Here is an 18440-nt window from a genome sequence, read left to right on the forward strand (position 1 = left end):
CGGTCATGCGGGTGCCTCCGGGCGCGGCGGTGCTGGTGCTGCGGATGGGGGGTGGGACGGGCGGCGCGACCGCCGGGGCGCCTCGTGGGCACCCCGGCGGTCGCGGTGACGGGTCAGCCGTCGATGGCGTCCTGGATGTTCTGGACCATCGCGTCCCACGCGCCGGCCGGGTCGGCCGTCTGGCCGCCGACGATCTGCGCCTCGGTCGCGCCCCAGAAGGACCACACCGAGCTCATCGCGGGGATGGCGGGCATCGGCGCACCGGTGGCACCGGCGGCGTTGAAGCCCTGCAGGACCGGGTCGTCGACCTTGTCGGCGGACGCGGTCAGCGCCGGCAGGCGGCCGCCGGCCTCGTACAGCGCGTCCTGCGCCTCCTCGGTGGTCAGGTAGTTGACCACGAACTCGTTGGCGAGCACCGGGTTGGCGGACTTCGCCGAGATGAACACGCCCTGCACGCCCACGAACGGCTGCGCGGGCTGGCCGCCGGCCGACGGGACCGGGAGGACGGAGATGTCCATGCCGGCCTCCTCGAACGCGGAGGTGTTCCACGGGCCGGTCACGATGTACGGCGCCTGGCCGTCGAGGAACGCCTGCTTGGCCTTGTCGCCGTCGATCGACAGGTCGAGGACCTTCTCCTGGCCGAGCTTGGCCAGGTACTGGGCGTACGCGTGGCCGGCGTCGCCGCCGAGCGTCAGCGTGTCGGAGTAGGAGCCGTCCTCGGCCTGCTCGAACACCGGGGCGCCGAACGAGGTCTGCAGAGGGTACAGGTGGTACGGGTCGGACTCCTCGCCCTGCTGGATCAGCACGGAGAAGTCGGTGCCGGCGCCCTGGGCCTGCGCGACGAGCTCGTCGAACGTGGTGGCCGGGGTGTCGGCGAGCAGCGCGTTGTTGCGCACCAGGGCGATGTTCTCGATCGAGATCGGCACGCCGTAGGTCTGGCCGTCGTAGGCCATCGCGGCGACCGCGGAGTCGGCGAACTCGTCGGCCTTGTCGCCGAGCTCGATCGGCGCGACCACGCCGTTGTTGACCCACTCGCCCAGGCCGTCGTGGGCCGAGACGATGATGTCCGGGCCCTCGCCGGTCGGGACCTGGGTGACGAAGTCGGGGCCGATGTCGCCGGTGGCCTTCTGGACCAGGTCGACCTGGACCCCCGACTGCTCGGTGAAGGCCTCGACGACCGGGCGCATGGAGTCGATGCGGGTGTCGTCGACCCACATCGTCAGGGTGCCCTCGGCGGAGTCGGCCGCAGGGCTGTCGGAGGTGGCGTCGGACGGCGAGTCCGAGCTCGAGCACGCCGCGAGGGCGAGCGCGAGGACGGCCGTCGTGGCGAGGGCGGGGATGCTCCGTCGCATCAGGGTGTCTCCCAGCGTCAGAAGGGGCGGTGCGAGCAGACCCCGGCACCGCCGGCGCTGGCTCGATGACCCGGACGGTAATCAACGTCCGGGCCTCGTTGCAAGCCGTTACGGTAACTTTCAGGCATCGGTTACAGTGCTCTCCGACCCGAGGGGACGAAGCGGCCCCGATCGGATGACGACAACGACGACGAGGAGGCGACGGTGCCCTCTACGCTCGCGACCGTGCGCACACGCCTCACCGACCTCGCCGAGCAGGCCAACGTCTCCACCGCGACCGTCTCGCGGGTCCTCAACGGCAAGCCGGGGGTGTCCTCGCAGGCCAGGCAGGCCGTGCTGGCGGCCCTCGACGTGCTCGGCTACGAGCGCCCCGAGAAGCTCCGCACCCGGCACGCCGGCCTCGTCGGCCTGGTGGTGCCGGAGCTGTCGAACCCGGTGTTCCCCGCGATGGCTCAGGTCATCGAGTCGATGCTGACCCAGCGCGGCTACACGCCGCTGCTGTGCGCGCAGCAGCCGGGCGGCACCACGGAGGACCAGTACGTCGAGATCCTGCTCGAGCACGACGTGGCCGGGATCCTGTTCGTCTCGGGTCTGCACGCGGACACCCAGGCGTCGGTGGAGCGCTACCACGCCCTGCGCGGGCGCGGGCTGCCGATCGTGCTCGTCAACGGCCGCGCGGAGGCGGTGGACGCCCCGAGCATCGCCACCGACGACTCCGTCGCGATCGAGCTGTCCGTGCGGCACCTCGTGGCGCTCGGCCACCGGCGCATCGGCCTGGCGATCGGCCCGGAGCGGTTCGTCCCGGCGGCCCGCAAGCGCCGGGCGTTCGCGGACCAGCTCCGCGCCCAGCTCGGCGTCGAGGACGCCGCGCCGCACGTCAACACGACCCTGTTCACGGTCGAGGGCGGCGCCACCGCGGCGCACGAGCTCCTCGACTCGGGCCACACCGCGATCATCTGCGGGTCGGACCTGATGGCCCTCGGCGCCATCCGCGCCACCCGGTCCCGCGGCCTGCGGGTCCCCGAGGACGTGTCGGTCGTCGGCTTCGACGACTCGCCGCTGATCGGCTTCGCCGACCCGCCGCTCACGACGGTGCGCCAGCCCGTCCAGGCGATGGGCCAGGCCGCCGTCTCCGCCCTCATGGCGGAGATCAACGGCACCCCCACGTCGCGCACCGAGCTCCTGTTCCACCCGGAGCTCATCGTGCGCGGCTCCACCAGCTCAGCACCCGCTTCTCCCGGAGGACCAGCGTGACCCAGCTCGACCAGCAGCCGATCTCCCGCCCCGCCCCGGAGGTGGTGCACGAGCCCGGCCCCGTCGACGGCCCGTGGTGGCGGGACGCGGTGATCTACCAGGTGTACCCGCGGTCGTTCGCGGACGCGAACGGCGACGGCATCGGCGACCTGCCGGGCATCACCGCGCGGCTGGACCACCTGGCCGCGCTGGGTGTGGACGCCGTGTGGCTGTCGCCGTTCTACCGCTCCCCGCAGGCCGACGCCGGCTACGACGTCGCCGACTACCGCGACGTGGACCCGCTGTTCGGCACGCTGGCCGACTTCGACGCGCTGCTCGAGCGCGCGCACGGCCTCGGCCTCAAGGTCGTCGTCGACCTGGTCCCGAACCACTCCTCGGACGAGCACGTGTGGTTCCAGGAGGCGCTGAAGACGCCCCCCGGCTCCCCTGAGCGCGCCCGGTACCTGTTCCGCGAGGGCCGCGGGGTCGACGGCACCGAGCCGCCGAACAACTGGGGCTCGATCTTCGGCGGCCCGGCCTGGACCCGGCTCACCCGGGAGCAGCACGGCGTCGACGACGGCCAGTGGTACCTGCACCTGTTCGACTCCAAGCAGCCCGACCTCGACTGGTCGAACCCCGAGGTGCGCGCCGAGTTCGAGGACGTGCTCCGGTTCTGGCTGGACCGCGGGGTCGACGGCTTCCGGGTCGACGTCGCGCACGGCATGGTCAAGGCCGAGGGGCTGCCCGACTGGGACGGCCACGTGTCCATGATCGAGGGGGCCGACGACAGCGACGCCGTCTCGGGGTCGGGCAACCAGGGCCCGATGTTCGACCAGGACGGCGTGCACGAGATCTACCGCGCCTGGCGCAAGGTCCTCGACGAGTACGACGGCGACCGGATGCTCGTCGCCGAGGCCTGGGTCGAGCCGCTGAGCCGGCTGGCCCGGTACGTCCGCCCGGACGAGATGCACCAGGCGTTCAACTTCGCGTTCCTGGCCACCGGCTGGGACGCGCCGGCGCTGAAGAAGGTCATCGCCGCCTCGTACCAGGTCAACGACACCGTCGGCGCCCCGACCACCTGGGTGATGTCGAACCACGACGTCGTCCGGCACGCGTCCCGCCTCGGCCTGGCCGACCCGTCGTCGCGGCCGAACGGCATCGGCGCCGAGGACGAGCAGCCCGACGCCGAGCTCGGGCTGCGCCGCGCCCGCGCCGCCACGCTGCTCATGCTCGGCCTGCCCGGCTCGGCGTACGTCTACCAGGGCGAGGAGCTCGGCCTGCCCGAGCACACCGCGCTGGCCGACGAGGTCCGCGAGGACCCGGCGTTCTTCCGCACGAACGGCGCCGAGCGCGGCCGCGACGGCTGCCGGGTGCCGCTGCCGTGGGAGGCCGGCGCCCCGGGCTTCGGCTACTCGCCGAACGGGAAGACCTGGCTGCCGCAGCCCGCGGAGTGGGCCGCGTTCGCCGCCGACGCGCAGGACGGCGTCGAGGGCTCGACCCTCGAGCTGTACCGCGCCGCGCTGCGCCTGCGCCGGGCCGAGAAGCTCGGCCTCGGCGGGGCGTCGTGGGAGCCGGCGTTCCAGGACGACGAGGACGTCATCGCCGTGCGGAACGGCTCGGTGGTCGTCGTCGCGAACCTGGGCTCGGCCCCGGTCGCGCTGTCCGCCGACGCCGAGGTGCTGCTGGCCTCCGGCCTGCCGGGCGACGCCCCGGTCGGCGCGGAGCTGCCGGGCGACACCACCGTCTGGCTCCGGGCGCGCTGACGCCGTGACGCACCCCGACGGGGCCGTCCCCACGCACGGGGGCGGCCCCGTCGTCGTCGTGGGGCCCGCCTCCTGGAACACGCTGGTCCGGGTGGAAGAACTGCCGGACGCGCGGTCGCAGACGCTGTTCGCGGCCGGGCACCACGACGGGCTCGGCGGGACGTCCGCGGGCAAGGCCGTCACGCTCGCGGCGCTCGGGGTCGACGTCCGGCTGCGGACCATCCTGGGGTCCGACGGGCTCGGGGACCTGGTGCGGGGCGCGCTGGCACACCCGCGGATCGCGCTGGACGCGGTGCCTGCGGCCGACGGGCGGACCGAGCGGCACGTGAACCTCATGGCGGCCGACGGCGGGCGGGTGTCGGTGTACCTGACGCTGCCGTCCCCGGCCGGCGGAGCCGTCGACGCGACCCCGGGCCTGGCCGGGGCGCGGGCGGCCGTGGTCGACCTGGCGGAGCTCTCCGTCCCGGTGCTCGCGGCCGCGCGGGCGGCCGGGGTCCCGGTCTGGTGCGACGTGCACGACGACGACGGGGTCGCGTCGTTCCAGCGGCCGTTCGCCGACGGGGCGGATGTGCTGCTGGTCTCCGAGGCGCGGCTGGCGGACCCCGCGGCGTACCTGCGGGCACGCGTCGCCGGCGGGGCGCGGCTGGCGGTCTGCACCCGGGGCGCGCGCGGGGCGCTGGCGCTGGACGCGGACGGGTTCTGGGAGGTCGGCGCCGCGCCGGCCGGAGCCGTCGTCGACACCAACGGCGCGGGCGACGCGTTCCTGTCGGGGCTGCTGGCGGCGACCCTGGCCGGCCTGCCCACCGCGGAGGCGCTCGCCTGGGCGTCCGCGGCGGGCGCCCTCGCGGTGGGGACGGAGGCGCTGGGCGCCCCGCACGCCACCGCGGAGTCCGTCCGCGCCCTCGCGGCTCGCGTCGCGGTCACCCGCGCCTGACCCCGGAACCCCGGACCCCCGCGCTCGCTCGAGCACGAACCCGCTCCGCGCGCGCCGCACGCTCGCTCCGTGCACGCTCCGCGCACGCCGAGCGGGCAGGAGATGTCCCCTCCGAGCGCCGCGAGGGGACATCCACTGCCCACTCGGCGAGGGGTGTGCGGGCGAGTGGCGAGTGCGCGAGAGCGGGCGGGTCAGCCCCCGCTGACGCTCAGCTCGGCCTCAGCCAGGCCGCGGCGGAAGTCGTCCGAGAGCTCGCGGCTGTCCAGCCAGCCGTCGGGGAGGTGCGGGCGCTTCGGAGTGCCCGCGCGGCCGCGCTGGCCCTCCGCCGCCTCGCCCGGGTACGGCTGATCCAGGTCGAGCGCCGCGAGCCGGTCGTCCAGCTCGGCGAGGCTCGACACCAGGCCGAGGGCCGCGCGCTGCTCGCCGCCGACCACGTAGCCCTTCCAGTACCAGGCCATGTGCTTGCGGAGCTCGCGGAGCGCCTTGCCCTCGTCGCCGAACGCCTCGACCATCAGCTCGGCGTGCCGGCGGATCACCTGCGCGACGTACCGGGCACCCGGCGTGATGCGCTCGGGCGACCCGGCGAACGCGGCCGCCAGGTCCGCGAACAGCCACGGCCGCCCCTGGCAGCCGCGCCCGACGACGACGCCGTCGCAGCCGGTCTCCCGGACCATGCGCACGGCGTCCTCGGCGGACCAGATGTCGCCGTTGCCGAGCACCGGGATGTCGGTGACCGTCTCCTTGAGCCGCGCGATCGCCGACCAGTCCGCGGTGCCGGAGTAGTACTGCTCGGCGGTGCGGGCGTGCAGCGCGACGGCGGCGACGCCGAGGTCCTGCGCGATCAGGCCGGCCTCGAGGTACGTCAGGTGGTCGTCGTCGATGCCCTTGCGCATCTTGACCGTCACCGGCACGCCGTAGGGCCGGGCCGCGTCGACGGCCGCCCGGAGGATCGACTCGAACAGCTCGCGCTTCCACGGCAGCGCGGAGCCGCCGCCGCGCCGGGTGACCTTGGGCACCGGGCAGCCGAAGTTGAGGTCGACGTGGTCCGCGCGGTCCTCCGACGCGATGAGGTGCACGGCCGCGCCGACGGTCGCCGGGTCGACGCCGTAGACCTGCACGGAGCGCGGCTTCTCGTCCGGCGCGTGCGAGATGATCCGCATCGACTCCTCGCCGCGCTCGACCAGCGCCCGCGAGGTCACCATCTCCGCCACGTACAGCCCCGCGCCGGACTCGCGGCACAGCCGCCGGAACGCCGCGTTCGTCACGCCGGCCATCGGGGCGAGCACCACGGGCGTGTCGATCGTCAGCGGTCCGATGCGCAGCGGCGGGAGCACGTGCCCCTCGGCAGCGGGGGCGGCCGGGTCGACGGTGGAGGGAGCGGTCATGCCTCGATTGTCCCCCACTCAGGGCCCGGACCCCGTGCGCGGGCCGGGGCGTGAACGCCGCGCACCGGGCAGAATCGCCCCCGTGCCCTCCCCCGCCGCCCTGCGCACCCGCCGTGTCATCGCCGCGATCCTGCTGCCGCTCGTGCTGGCCGCCGCCGTCGGCATGGCCCTGACCTGGCCGCACGGCGAGCCGTCCACCGCCCGGCAGATCAGCGACGTCGCGATCGACTACCCGACGGCGACCGTGACCGGCACCTCCGTCGAGCAGTGCCAGGGCACGGTCGAGGACCGGCTGCCCGACGGCACGATCCCCGACGAGGTGGCGTGCCTCCGGGTGCACGCGACCGTCACCAGCGGGCCGGAGCGCGGGCGGGACGTCGAGGTGTGGGCCACGGCCGCCACGACCGCCGACCAGGTGCCCGCGGGCACCCGCATCCTCGTCGAGCACTACCCGGCCACCGGCACCGACGACGAGGTCTGGGCCTGGCACGACTACGACCGCACGCTGCCGCTGGTGTCGATCGCCCTGGTGTTCGCGCTCGCGATCATCCTGGTCGCGCGGAGCCGCGGCCTGCGGGCCCTGGTCGGGCTGCTCATCGCGTTCGCGGTGATCGGCGTCTACGTGCTGCCCGCGCTGGTCCGCGGCGAGAACCCGGTGGTCGTGGCGCTGAGCGCGTCGACGCTGATCATGGCGGTCGTGCTCTACCTGGCGCACGGGCTGTCGCTGCGGACGTCGGCGGCGCTGCTCGGCACGCTGGCCGGCCTCGCGGCGACGACGGTGCTCGGCGTGCTCGGGGCCGAGTGGGCGCGGCTGTCCGGCGTGAGCAGCGAGGACTCGTACCGGCTCGCGCAGCTGCTCGGCGAGAACGGGGCCACGTCGCTGCGGGGGCTGTTCCTGTGCGGGCTGGTGCTGGCCGGGCTCGGCGTGCTGAACGACGTGACGATCACGCAGGCGTCCGCGGTGTGGGAGCTGCGCGCGGTGTCGCCCGGGGCGTCCCGGCGCGAGCTGTTCCGCGGCGGCATGCGGATCGGGCGGGACCACATCGCGTCCACCGTCTACACGATCGCGTTCGCGTACACCGGTGCGGCGCTGCCCGTGCTGCTGCTGCTCGAGCTGTACGGCCTGCCGCTCGGGCCCACGCTGACGTCCGGGGAGTTCGCCGAGGAGATCGTGCGGACCATGGTGTCGTCGATCGGCCTGGTCCTCGCCATCCCGCTCACGACCGGCATCGCCGCCCTGGTGGTCACGCGGTCCGGCGCGGCCCCCGCACGGCACGCGGCGGCCGACGGCCACGCGCACGCCCACGTGCACGCGGTCACGGAGGCGGACGCCGCCGAGCCCCTGACCTGACGCCGGGCACCGGCGGCTGCCCCGCCGCCCGAGCGGGCACCGCCCGCTCCCGCGCCACCCCGTGCAGCGCCGAGATAGGACCGCCGGCCCGAGATAGGTCCGCGGACGGTCCTATCTCGAACGGGAGGCCCTATCTCGGCGGATGAGCGCGGCGCGGGTGCGGGTCAGGGGGTGCGCTCGGTCTCGCGGCGGGTCGTCCGTCAGGCGGCGGGGTGGCCCGTCGGGCGCGCCGGCTCGCGGGCCGGGCCGTGGGCCGCCGCCGGGAAGAGCATCCGGGCCAGGAGCAGGAAGTACAGCGGGACGGCTGCGGCGAGCGCGAGCCACGACCACGCCAGGCCGACGGTCATGGTCAGCACGACGAACGCCAGCACGGCGACCAGCCCGAGCGCCGCGGAGTAGATGCCGAACCGTGCGGCCGCCTCGGGCTCCCGGGAGAACCGGTCCTGGCCGGCGGCCTGCCGGCCGAGCTCGACGGTCCACGGCTTGTGCCGGTTGGTCTGGGTGACGCCCAGCACGACGAAGCCGAGCACGCCGGCGACCAGCAGCACCCCGGCCACGACCGCGAGCCAGATCCGGCCCAGGTCCGCTGCGTACAGCCCGCCGAGGCCGAGGGCGGTGACGACCGCCGCGCTCGCCGCGCCGAAGCCGACCGCGCGGCCGGTGGGCAGCGGGTAGTTCTGCGTCGTCTCCTGGCGCAGCGCGTCGGCGACGACCGCGCCCGTCGCGAGCGCGGCGACGACGGCGAGCGCCGCGCCCGCCGCGACCGACCACGCCAGCACGCCGGTGGCGACGAGCGCCGCGGTGCCCGCGAGCAGCGCAGCGGCGAGGGTGACCCGCACGACGAACGCCGGCTGCGGCCGCACCCGGTGCGCGGACAGCAGTGCGGCGTACCCCGCGTCGTCCTGCGGGGCGTCGGCCACCGCGGCCACGACGTCGCGCAGGTCGCCGATCTCGGCGAGCGCGGTGCGGGCCGCGTCCGCCGGGGCGGCGCCCGCGGCCTCGAGGTCGGCCGCGCGCGCCATGAGGCTGGCGCGCACCTCCTCCTTGAGGTCCTGCGCCTCGGCCGAGGCGGGCGCCCCGGCGAACGCGCTGTCCAGGGCGCGGTGGATGCTCGTGTCGACGGTGGTGCTCATCGCGGGTCCTCCTCAAGGTCCAGGAGCGTGTTGATGATCTGCTGCGTGGCGCGCCAGTCCGCCACGTTGCGGCGGTACACGGCGCGGCCGGCGTCGGTGATCCGGTAGTACTTGCGGCGGCCGCCCTGCGACTCGTCGCCCCAGTAGGCCTCCACGAGGCCGTCGCGGGCGAGGCGCCGGAACGAGGCGTACAGCGTCGCCTCCTTGATCTCGTGGTCGCCGCCCGTGGCGTCGCGGATCGCCTTGTAGACCTCGAAGCCGTACCGGTCGGTGCGGCGCAGCACGCCCAGCACGATCGTGTCGGTGTGCCCTCGCAGCAGGTCGGCGGCGAACGCGTCCCCGCCGCCGACGCGGTCGAGGATCTCGAGGTCGGCGTGGCCGCGCGCCTCGTGCACGCCGTCCTCGGCCGACCAGGCGAGCGCGCCCCAGTCGTTCCGCGAGGCGGAGCGGACGGCGCGCCGGGTCCCGGCCACCACCCGCACCCGCGGGGCGACCTCCCGGATCCGGGCCACGCCGCGCTCGAAGGCGGCGCGGGCGCCCGCCGGGTCCACCGCGGGGTCGGGCGGGTCCGGCGTCCCGGGGAACAGGTCCCAGTCGGACCCGAGCAGCAGGTCGCACTCGGCGGCGAGCGTCCGGGCGGTGGCGCAGGCGGACTCGCGCCCGCCCCGCGCGCGCCAGAGCGACGGCCGGTAGTTCGTGTCGAACGAGACGGGGACCCCGGCCTCCCGGGCGGCCCGCATCGCCCGCAGCGCGGTGGCCGTCGTCCGCGGCGAGAGGGCGGCGAGCACCCCGCCGGTGTGGAACCAGCGGGCGCCGGCGAGCACCGCGTCCCACGGCACGTCGTCGGGCCCGAGCGCGGCGGTCGCGGTGCGCGCGCGGTCCGAGACGCCGACCGCGCCGCGTGGACCGTGCCCGCGCTCCGTGAAGTTGAGGCCGTTGCGCAGGGGAACCGGTCCCCCGGCCGGCACCCAGCGGACCCAGCGGGTGTCCACGCCGGACGCCAGCACCAGGTCCTCGACCAGCCGGCCGACCTCGTCGTCGACCAGCGCCGTCACCACCGCCGCGCGCAGCCCGAGACCGGCCGCGGCCCGCGCGACGTTGTACTCGCCACCGCCCTCGTGCACGGCGAACTCCCGGGCCGTGCGGATCCGGGACCCACCAGGGTCGAGGCGGAGCATCACCTCGCCGAGCGCGACGACGTCGGGGGCCGGCGGCCGGGACGCGGCGCCGGGCCCGGGTCCGGGCCTCGGGCCGGGCCTCGGGCCGGGCGCGGCCGCGAGGGCGGCGTGCGGGAGCGGGGGCGACGGAGGCGGCGTGGGCGACGGTGGCATGGCGGCTCCTGGGCGACGGGGTCGCCTCCACCGTAGCCGAGAAACCGGTTACTCAGGACGGTACGCAGCCGAGAGTGGACCGCCGCGTGGGGCCATCAGCCGGCCGCGCCCGACAACCCGCCGCGCCGACAACCCGCCGCGCTCGTCAGCCCGCCGGGGCCGCCGTCGACGCGCGCGGCTGCAGCCGGGTGGGCAGCACCTCGAGCGGGCCGTCGACGACCACGCCCTCGTCCGCGGGTGCCTCGGCCACCCCGGCGATGCGGGCGTGCAGCCGCTCCCACGCCCGGGCCCCGATCCGCTCGTACGGCACCTGCACCGTGGTGAGCGAGGGGGTGGCGTACCGGGCGAGCTCGATGTCGTCGAACCCCACGACCGACAGCGCGCCCGGCACGTCGACGCCGAGCTCGTTCAGGTGCCCGAGCAGCCCGAAGGCCACCTGGTCGTTGTACGCGACCACCGCGGTCGCCTCCGTGGCCAGCACCGCGTGCGCCAGCGCGTAGCCCTCCGTGACGGTGGCGCCGCAGTCGAGCGTGCGGAACCGGAGGTCGCCGTGCGCCAGCCGGGCGCGGCCGAGGCCGTCGAGCCGCGCCACGTTGGACGGGCTGGAGCCCGGCCCGGTGAGGTACGCGATCACCCGGTGGCCGAGGTCGGCCAGGTGGTCGACCACGCCGGACATCGCCGCGGAGTAGTCGACGCTCACGGCGGGGATCTCCGAGCCCGGCACCGCGCGGTTGACGAGCACCACCGGGTCGACGTCCTCGAGCAGGCCGACGAGCAGGTCGTCCGGGGTCCGCGGCGCGACGAGGACCAGCGCGTCGCACCGGGCGCGGGTGCTGCGGACCACGTCGACCTCGTCGCGGCCGGGGCCCCGCGTCTCGGCGACCACGACGCTGTAGCCGCGCTCGTGGGCCCCGTCGGCGACGGCCCGCAGCACCGCCTGGAACATCGGGTTGGCCAGGTCGGGCACCACGATGCCGACGGCGAGGGTCCGCCCGAGCGACAGCGAGCGCGCGGTGACCGACGGCCGGTACTGCAGCGCCGACGCGGCGGCCCGCACCCGGCGGGTGAGCTCGGCGTCGACGGTGCTGCCGTTCATCACGCGGGACACGGTGGCGCGGGAGACGCCGGCGGCCGCCGCGACATCGCTGATCGTCGCGCCCGTGCGCATGGCCCCGCTCCCTTCCGACCCCCGGCTCGCCCCCGCTCGGAGCGCGGTGCCGCCGAGGTCGCGGTGCCGGTCGCGGCGCGCTGCCGTTCAGAGCGCGGAGCCCAGGTCGAGTGCGCCGATGCTAACAGCGCGCCCGGTCCGCAGGGACTGGCCGGCGGCGATGCCGACGGCCGCGGCGCGCAGCCCGTCGCGGTAGCCCGCCGCGCGGCCGAGCGGATCCTCGTCGAGGCGCAGGTCCCGTCGGAACACGTCCATGAGGAGCAGCGCGTCGCCGCCGCCGTGCCCGCCCTCGCCGCGCGGGATCGGCACCTCGCGGGCCCCCTCCCAGTGCCGCTGCACCACGAGGTGCTCGCCCTCGGGCCGGGAGGCCGCGACCGGCACGGCGTCCGGGTTGGCCGACGGGTCGAGGACGACGCGTCCCTCGGCGTCCACCGACACGGCACCGCGCTCGACGACGGTGAGCTCGACCCGCCCCTCGGTGCCGTTGACGGCGACGCCGTACCCCTCCCACGGGCAGTGCGCGTTGAGCGCGTAGGTCATCGAGACCCCCGACCGGTAGTCCACGACCAGGGACAGGTTGTCCTCGATCGAGATGCCCTCGGTGAACACGTCGCGGTCCCGCAGGTAGCCGTCGTGCTGCTCGGCCTCGAGGTAGAGGCCCGTGAGCCGGCGGTCCGAACGCAGGTCGAGCGCCCACGGGTCGCCGACCGCGCCGGTGCCGCGCGCGGGACGCGGGCCCATCCCCCGGGCGGCCGCGTTCACGTCCCCGTAGAACCGCAGCCCGCCGGAGGCGAACACCCGCTCGGGCACGTCGTCCAGCCACCAGCCGACCAGGTCGAAGTGGTGCGACGACTTGTGCACGAGCAGGCTGCCGGAGCAGGTGCGGTCCCGGTGCCAGCGCCGGAAGTAGTCCGCACCGTGCACCGTGTCGAGCAGCCACTCGAAGTGCACGCTCGTGGGCCGCCCGATCGCCCCGGACGCGATGACCTCGCGCAGCGCGGAGTTCCGCGGCGCGTACCGGTAGTTGAACGTCATGACGAGGTCGCGGCCCGTGGCGGCCACCGACTCCGCGATCGCCCGGCAGCCGTCGGCCGTGGTCGCCGCCGGCTTCTCCAGCACGACGTCCGCGCCCGCGGCCTGCACCCGGGCCACGTGCTCGGCGTGCCGGTGGTCGGGCGTCGTGACCACCACGACGTCGACCGCCTGCTCCGCGATCATCCGCTCGAGGTCCTCGGGCGCGTACCGCGGCAGCCCGGCCGGGCCGTCGAGCCCCAGCGCGGCGCCGACCTCGGCGTCGTAGAAGCCGGCGCGCGCGGGGTTCGGGTCGCACCAGGCGACGAGCTCGGCGACGTCCCGGTGCGGGCCGGTGATCGCGCCGACGTACATCCCGGCGCGGTGCCCGGTGCCCAGCACCGCGTACCGGCGCCGCGGCCGGCCGGCCGGGACGGGCGCGAACCGCGGCGTGACGGCGGCGTCCGCGCGGACGGACGCGGAGGCGGCCCGCCGGGGGGCCGTGGGGTTCTGGTCGAGCGGGGCGGGGTGCGTCATCGCGGGCCCTTCCTGTCAGAAACGGGTTTCTCGCAACCACCCTATCCACGCCCGGTGACACTCTGCCGACGAGCCTCTGAACCGGGACCTCCGTCCTGGTGGAACCGCTCAATCGCCGCCCACGACCACCTCGGCGGGCCGATCCGCACGATGGGGGTGGACAGCGACGTCACCCGTTCGGGTAACGTCCGGAACCGGTTCCTGAGAACCGCCGCAGCCAGACCACGAGGAAGTGTGTCCATGACAGCACTCAACGAGCTCCGCACCATGCGCAGGAAGCGGGGCGAGCCGAAGATCGCCGCCGTCTCCGACCTGCGCAAGTCCGATCAGCGTGCGGCGCTGGCGTTCCTGGCCCCCTGGTTCCTGGGGCTGTTCGGGATCACGCTGATCCCGCTCGTCGCGTCGCTCGCCCTGTCGACGACGGACTACGACCTGCTGACGTCGCCGACGTTCATCGGGCTCGACAACTTCACGGCCATGCTCACGGACACCCGGCTGCACGAGTCGCTCCGGGTGACGTTCCTGTACGTCGTGACAGGCGTGCCGCTGCAGCTGGTGGTCGCTCTCGGCCTGGCGGTGCTGCTCAACCGCGGCCTGCGCGGGATGACGTTCTACCGCTCCGTGTTCTACCTGCCCTCGCTGCTCGGCAGCTCGGTCGCCATCGCCATCCTGTGGCGCCAGGTGTTCGGCGAGGAGGGGCTGTTCAACGCGTTCCTGGGCCTGTTCGGCATCCAGGGCATGGGCTGGGTCTCGCACCCCGACACCGCGCTGTGGACCCTCGTCCTGCTGCACGTGTGGACGTTCGGCTCCCCGATGATCATCTTCCTCGCCGGCCTGCGGCAGATCCCGGAGATGTACTACGAGGCGGCGTCCCTCGACGGCGCCTCCCCCTGGCGCCAGTTCCGCTCGGTGACCCTCCCCCTGCTGAGCCCGATCGTCTTCTTCAACCTCGTGATGCAGGTGATCATCGCGTTCCAGGCCTTCACGCAGGCCTTCGTGGTGTCGAACGGGACGGGCGGGCCGTCGGACTCGACGCTCTTCTACACCCTCTACCTCTACCAGGAGGGGTTCACGAACCTGCGCATGGGCTACGCGGCCGCCATGGCGTGGGTCCTCGTCCTCATCGTCCTCGTGCTGACCGCCATCAACTTCTGGGCCTCGAAGTTCTGGGTCTTCTACGAGGACTGAGAGGAGTCCGCCATGACCACGACCACCACCCCCGACCTGCCGACGCGCATCAGCCGGCTCGCCGACGACAGCCCGGTCCGCCCAGGGCGCGAGCGCTGGCGCTCCGTCCTGCGGACCAGCCTGCGGCACGCCGCGATGATCGTCGCCGCGGTGCTGATGATCTACCCGCTGATCTGGATGGTCGGCAGCTCGTTCAAGCCGACGGAGCTGATCTTCCGCGACCTGTCGGTGCTGCCGACCGAGTGGGACTTCTCCAACTACGCGACCGGGTGGGAGGCCCTGTCCCAGCCGTTCGGCCGGTACATGCTCAACTCCGCGGTCATCGTCGCCGGGTGCCTGCTCGGCAACCTGGTGACCTGCTCGATGGCCGGCTACGCGTTCGCCCGGCTGCAGTTCCGCGGCCGGAACCTGTGGTTCGCGATGATGCTCATCAGCATCATGCTGCCGATCCACGTGATCATCGTGCCGCGCTACATCATGTTCCAGCAGATGGACTGGATCAACACGTTCTGGCCGTTGATCGTCCCGAAGCTGCTGGCCACCGACGCGTTCTTCATCTTCCTGATGGTGCAGTTCTTCCGCGGCATCCCGAACGAGCTGGAGGAGGCCGCGCGGATCGACGGCTGCGGCCACCCGCGCATCTTCCTGTCGGTGATGCTGCCCAACGCCGTGCCCGCCCTCGCGACGACGGCGATCTTCACCTTCATCTGGACGTGGAACGACTTCTTCAGCCAGCTCATCTTCCTGACGCGGGACGAGGTGAGGACGGCGCCGCTCGCGCTGCGTCTGTTCCTCGACCCCGCGACGGGCTCCAACTGGGGACCCATGTTCGCGATGTCCATCGTGACGCTCGTCCCCATCTTCCTGGTCTTCCTCTTCGGCCAGCGGTACCTGGTCCAGGGCATCGCGACGACGGGGATGAAGTGATCGGCCGCACGCAGGACCACGACTCGACGACGAGAGGGACACCCATGCGAGGACGACGAGGGACGACACGCACGCGCCGGTGGGGTGCGGCGGTCGCCGCGACGGCCATGGCCGTGACGCTGGCCGCGTGCGGCAGCGCGGACAGCCCGGGCGGCAGCCCCACCGGCTCCGACGACGGGGACCAGGTGACGATCACCTTCGCCTGGTGGGGCTCCGACACCCGCCAGCAGATCACCGAGGAGGTCATCGCGGCGTTCGAGGCCGAGTACCCGCACATCACGGTGGAGCCGGACTTCACCAGCTGGGACAGCTACTTCGAGCGGCTGAACGTGGCCGCCGCCGGCGGCAGCCTGCCGGACGTCATCACGCAGCAGGAGCGGTTCCTCGCCGAGTACGCCAGCCGCGGCCTGCTCGCGGACCTCCGCGAGCTCGACATCGCGACCGACAAGATCGACCCGTCCGTCATCGAGTCCGGCGAGGTCGACGGCGCGTTCGTCGGCATCGCGACCGGCGTCAGCAGCCACGCACTGGTGGCCGACCCCGCGATCTTCGCCGAGGCCGGCGTCGACCTCCCGGACGACGCCACGTGGAGCTGGGACGACTACGAGGCCGTCGCCACCGCGATCGCCGAGGGCTCCGGCGGGACGTACGCCGGCGTGCAGAACTACAGCTTCCTCGAGGTCGTGCTCAAGATCATGGCGCGCCAGAACGGCGAGGAGGTGTTCACCGAGGACGGCGAGCTCGGCGTCTCCGCCGAGACCGTCGAGGCCTGGTTCCAGCGCTCGGTCGACCTGATGGAGGCAGGCGCCGAGCCGTCGGCGTCGGTCTCCACCGAGGTCAACGCCGCCGGCGTCGAGGGCTCGCTGCCCGCCACCGGGCAGGGCGCGATGGCCTGGTTCTGGTCGAACCAGCTCGACGCGATCCAGAGCGCCGCCGGCCGCGACCTGCAGCTGCTGCGCCCGCCGGGCGAGGCCGACGGCGTCCGCACGGGCGCCTACCTCTACCCGACGATGTACTACTCGGTCGCCGAGTCCTCCCCGCACCCGGAGGAGGCCGCGCTGTTCGTGGACTTCCTCATCAACTCCACGACCGCGGGCGAGCTGATCCTGGTCGACCGGGGCCTGCCCTCCAACACGGAGGTGCGTGAGGCGATCCTGCCGCTGCTGTCGGACGCCGACCGGGTGGGTGCCGACTTCGTGGCGGCCATCGAGGACACCATCGTCGACGGCACGCCGGTCCCCCCGGTCGGCGCCGGCGAGACGACGCAGATCACCCAGCGCGTGAACTCCGACGTGCTGTTCGGCCGGATCACCCCGCGCGAGGCCGCCGAGCGGTGGCTCGACGAGGTCGGCGCGGCGATCTCCTGACCCGCGGGCCGGGGCTCGCCCGTGCGAGCCCCGGCCGGCGCGCCCACCCGACCCCCACAGGAGACCGCGTGCGACTCGTGACCCACCACGCCGGCGGCACCGCCCGTCCCGGCGCGCTGCTCGCCGGACCCGACGGCGACCGGCTGCTCGACCTCGGACCCGCGCTGCCCGGCCGCACGGTCGTGGACGTGCTGCGCGACCCCGCCGTACGGGCCGCCGCGCAGGCGGCCGTCGACGCGGCGGACCCCGGCGGCCTGCCCGACGCGGCCGCCGTCCGGCTCGCGCCCCCGGTGCGGCCGGGCAAGATCCTCTGCCTCGGGCACAGCTACTCCGGGCACCTCGGCCGGGGCCGCGCCCCGGACGACGTCCCGGCGTTCCCGGACGTGTTCGTCAAGACCCCCAACACCCTGTGCGGTCCGCACGACCCGGTCGTGCTGCCGCCCGCCGCGCAGCACGTCGACTACGAGGGCGAGGTCGCGGTCGTCGTCGGCCGCACCGCGCACCGCGTCCCGCTCGACGGGGCCGAGGCGTACGTCGGCGGGCTCACGCTGTTCGACGACGTGTCCGCGCGGGACTGGCAGTCGCTCACCTCGCAATGGACGCTCGGCAAGTGCGTCGACGGCTTCGGCCAGCTCGGCCCCGCCGTCGTCACCGCCGACGAGGCGCTGCCGATCAGCGGGCGCGAGCTCACCGTCGAGCGCGACGGGGTGGTCACCGTCCGGTCGAGCACCGACGCGCTCGTGTTCTCCCCCGCGTTCCTCGTCCACCACCTCAGCCAGGTGCTCACCCTCGAGCCCGGCGACGTCATCGCCACCGGCACGCCCGCGAAACTCCCCGAGGCCGCCGCGGCGCACGTCCCGCTGCGGCACGGCGACGCCGTCACGATCGCCGTCACCGGCCTCGGCTCGCTCACCACCACCTTCGTCGACGGTCCCCCGCCGGCGTCCCGACCCGACACCCCTGGAGGTCCCTCGTGATCCTCGACTCCTTCCGCCTGGACGGGAAGGCCGCCCTCGTCACCGGTGGCGCGCGCGGCCTCGGCCGGGGCGCCGCGCTCGCGCTCGCCGAGGCCGGCGCCGACCTCGCCCTCCTCGACCACGTCGCCGCCACCGAGACCGCCGACGAGGTGCGGGCGCTCGGCCGGCGGTGCGTCACCCTGGAGCGCGACCTGATCCACGCCACCCCCGAGGAGCTGGACGCCGACGTGCAGGCGGTGGTGGACGGCCTGGGTCGCGTCGACGTCCTGGTGAACAACGCCGGCATCATCCGCCGCGCCCCGCTGCTCGAGCACTCCGCCGCGGACTGGGACGACGTCCTCGCCATCAACCTCGACGCCGTGTTCCACCTGTCGCGGGCGGCGGCCCGCCGGTTCGTCGCCCAGGGCAGCGGCAAGATCATCAACATCGCCTCGATGCTGGCGTTCCAGGGCGGCGTGCTGGTCCCCGGCTACACCGCGTCCAAGCACGCCGTCGCGGGCGTCACGAAGGCCCTGGCCAACGAGCTCGCCCGGCACGGCGTCACCGCGAACGCCATCGCCCCGGGCTACATGGCCACGGACAACACCGCCGCCATCCGCGCCGACGAGGTCCGCGAGCGCTCGATCCTCGACCGCATCCCCGCCGAGCGCTGGGGCACGCCGGCCGACCTGCAGGGCGCCTTCGTGTTCCTGGCGTCCGCCGCGTCGGACTACGTGAACGGCGCCGTCGTCCCCGTCGACGGCGGCTGGCTCGTCTGCTGACCCGCCCCCCCCCGCCCCCCGG

Annotated in this window: 15 protein-coding genes; 9 read left to right on the top strand and 6 right to left on the bottom strand. The window is 74.5% G+C overall.

The features are described 5' to 3' along the window. Positions 1-113: 113 nt before the first annotated feature. Positions 114-1352, bottom strand: coding sequence for a maltose ABC transporter substrate-binding protein (locus G6556_RS08160; RefSeq protein WP_166940242.1), 1239 nt, complete (start codon positions 1350-1352; stop codon positions 114-116). 225 nt (positions 1353-1577) lie between these two features. On the opposite strand from G6556_RS08160, the gene G6556_RS08165 reads away from it, so the two are divergent. Genes G6556_RS08165 through G6556_RS08175 form a run of 3 tightly spaced genes read left to right on the top strand, consistent with a single transcriptional unit; the run spans position 1578 to position 5282 of the window. After that, a complete protein-coding gene (locus G6556_RS08165; protein WP_166940244.1) occupies positions 1578-2606 on the top strand; it encodes a LacI family DNA-binding transcriptional regulator in 1029 nt (342 codons plus the stop codon). Positions 2607-2647: 41 nt separating this feature from the next. After that, positions 2648-4348 carry a glycoside hydrolase family 13 protein gene (locus tag G6556_RS08170; protein WP_346774786.1) on the top strand — a complete coding sequence of 567 codons (1701 nt, stop codon included), beginning with the start codon at positions 2648-2650 and terminating at the stop codon, positions 4346-4348. Positions 4349-4352: 4 nt separating this feature from the next. After that, positions 4353-5282, top strand: coding sequence for a PfkB family carbohydrate kinase (locus G6556_RS08175; protein WP_166940246.1), 930 nt, complete (start codon positions 4353-4355; stop codon positions 5280-5282). A 191-nt stretch (positions 5283-5473) separates the two neighbouring features. On the opposite strand, the gene dusB is transcribed toward G6556_RS08175, so the two are convergent. Further along, on the bottom strand, positions 5474-6667 hold the full coding sequence (gene dusB / locus G6556_RS08180) for a tRNA dihydrouridine synthase DusB (RefSeq protein ID WP_166940248.1): 1194 nt from the start codon (positions 6665-6667) through the stop codon (positions 5474-5476). A gap of 82 nt (positions 6668-6749) precedes the next feature. Here dusB and G6556_RS08185 point away from each other — a divergent pair, with 82 nt between their 5' ends. Beyond that, positions 6750-8018, top strand: a complete 1269-nt coding sequence (locus G6556_RS08185) for a YibE/F family protein (protein WP_346774784.1) — start codon at positions 6750-6752, stop codon at positions 8016-8018. Positions 8019-8218: 200 nt separating this feature from the next. Here G6556_RS08185 and G6556_RS08190 read toward each other — a convergent pair whose 3' ends face one another. From G6556_RS08190 to G6556_RS08205, 4 genes are all read right to left on the bottom strand, one after another. Next, complete coding sequence (locus tag G6556_RS08190) at positions 8219-9151, bottom strand: permease prefix domain 1-containing protein (RefSeq protein ID WP_166940250.1); 933 nt, start codon at positions 9149-9151, stop codon at positions 8219-8221. Further along, positions 9148-10482 (bottom strand): PfkB family carbohydrate kinase, encoded by a 1335-nt coding sequence (locus G6556_RS08195; protein WP_205693196.1) that lies wholly within the window; start codon positions 10480-10482, stop codon positions 9148-9150. The genes G6556_RS08190 and G6556_RS08195 overlap by 4 nt, the downstream gene beginning before the upstream one ends. 145 nt (positions 10483-10627) lie before the next feature. Beyond that, positions 10628-11650, bottom strand: a complete 1023-nt coding sequence (locus G6556_RS08200) for a LacI family DNA-binding transcriptional regulator (protein WP_166940253.1) — start codon at positions 11648-11650, stop codon at positions 10628-10630. 87 nt (positions 11651-11737) lie between these two features. Further along, a complete protein-coding gene (locus G6556_RS08205; protein ID WP_166940255.1) occupies positions 11738-13198 on the bottom strand; it encodes a Gfo/Idh/MocA family oxidoreductase in 1461 nt (486 codons plus the stop codon). A gap of 240 nt (positions 13199-13438) precedes the next feature. On the opposite strand from G6556_RS08205, the gene G6556_RS08210 reads away from it, so the two are divergent. From G6556_RS08210 to kduD, 5 genes are all read left to right on the top strand, one after another. Continuing rightward, positions 13439-14386: a sugar ABC transporter permease gene (locus tag G6556_RS08210; protein WP_166940257.1), complete on the top strand. Its 948-nt coding sequence runs from the start codon at positions 13439-13441 to the stop codon at positions 14384-14386. A gap of 12 nt (positions 14387-14398) precedes the next feature. Continuing rightward, on the top strand, positions 14399-15313 hold the full coding sequence (locus G6556_RS08215; RefSeq protein WP_166940259.1) for a carbohydrate ABC transporter permease: 915 nt from the start codon (positions 14399-14401) through the stop codon (positions 15311-15313). A 107-nt stretch (positions 15314-15420) separates the two neighbouring features. Continuing rightward, entirely contained in the window at positions 15421-16680 is a 1260-nt protein-coding gene (locus G6556_RS08220; RefSeq protein ID WP_240934010.1) for an extracellular solute-binding protein, read from the top strand. Positions 16681-16748: 68 nt separating this feature from the next. Then, positions 16749-17657, top strand: a complete 909-nt coding sequence (locus tag G6556_RS08225) for a fumarylacetoacetate hydrolase family protein (RefSeq protein ID WP_166940263.1) — start codon at positions 16749-16751, stop codon at positions 17655-17657. After that, a complete protein-coding gene (gene kduD / locus G6556_RS08230) occupies positions 17654-18418 on the top strand; it encodes a 2-dehydro-3-deoxy-D-gluconate 5-dehydrogenase KduD (protein ID WP_346774785.1) in 765 nt (254 codons plus the stop codon). Before G6556_RS08225 ends, kduD begins: the two co-directional genes overlap by 4 nt. The last annotated feature ends 22 nt before the right edge of the window (positions 18419-18440 follow it).

The sequence above is a fragment of the Cellulomonas sp. IC4_254 genome, assembly GCF_011603975.1.
In the GTDB taxonomy this organism is placed as follows: domain Bacteria; phylum Actinomycetota; class Actinomycetes; order Actinomycetales; family Cellulomonadaceae; genus Cellulomonas.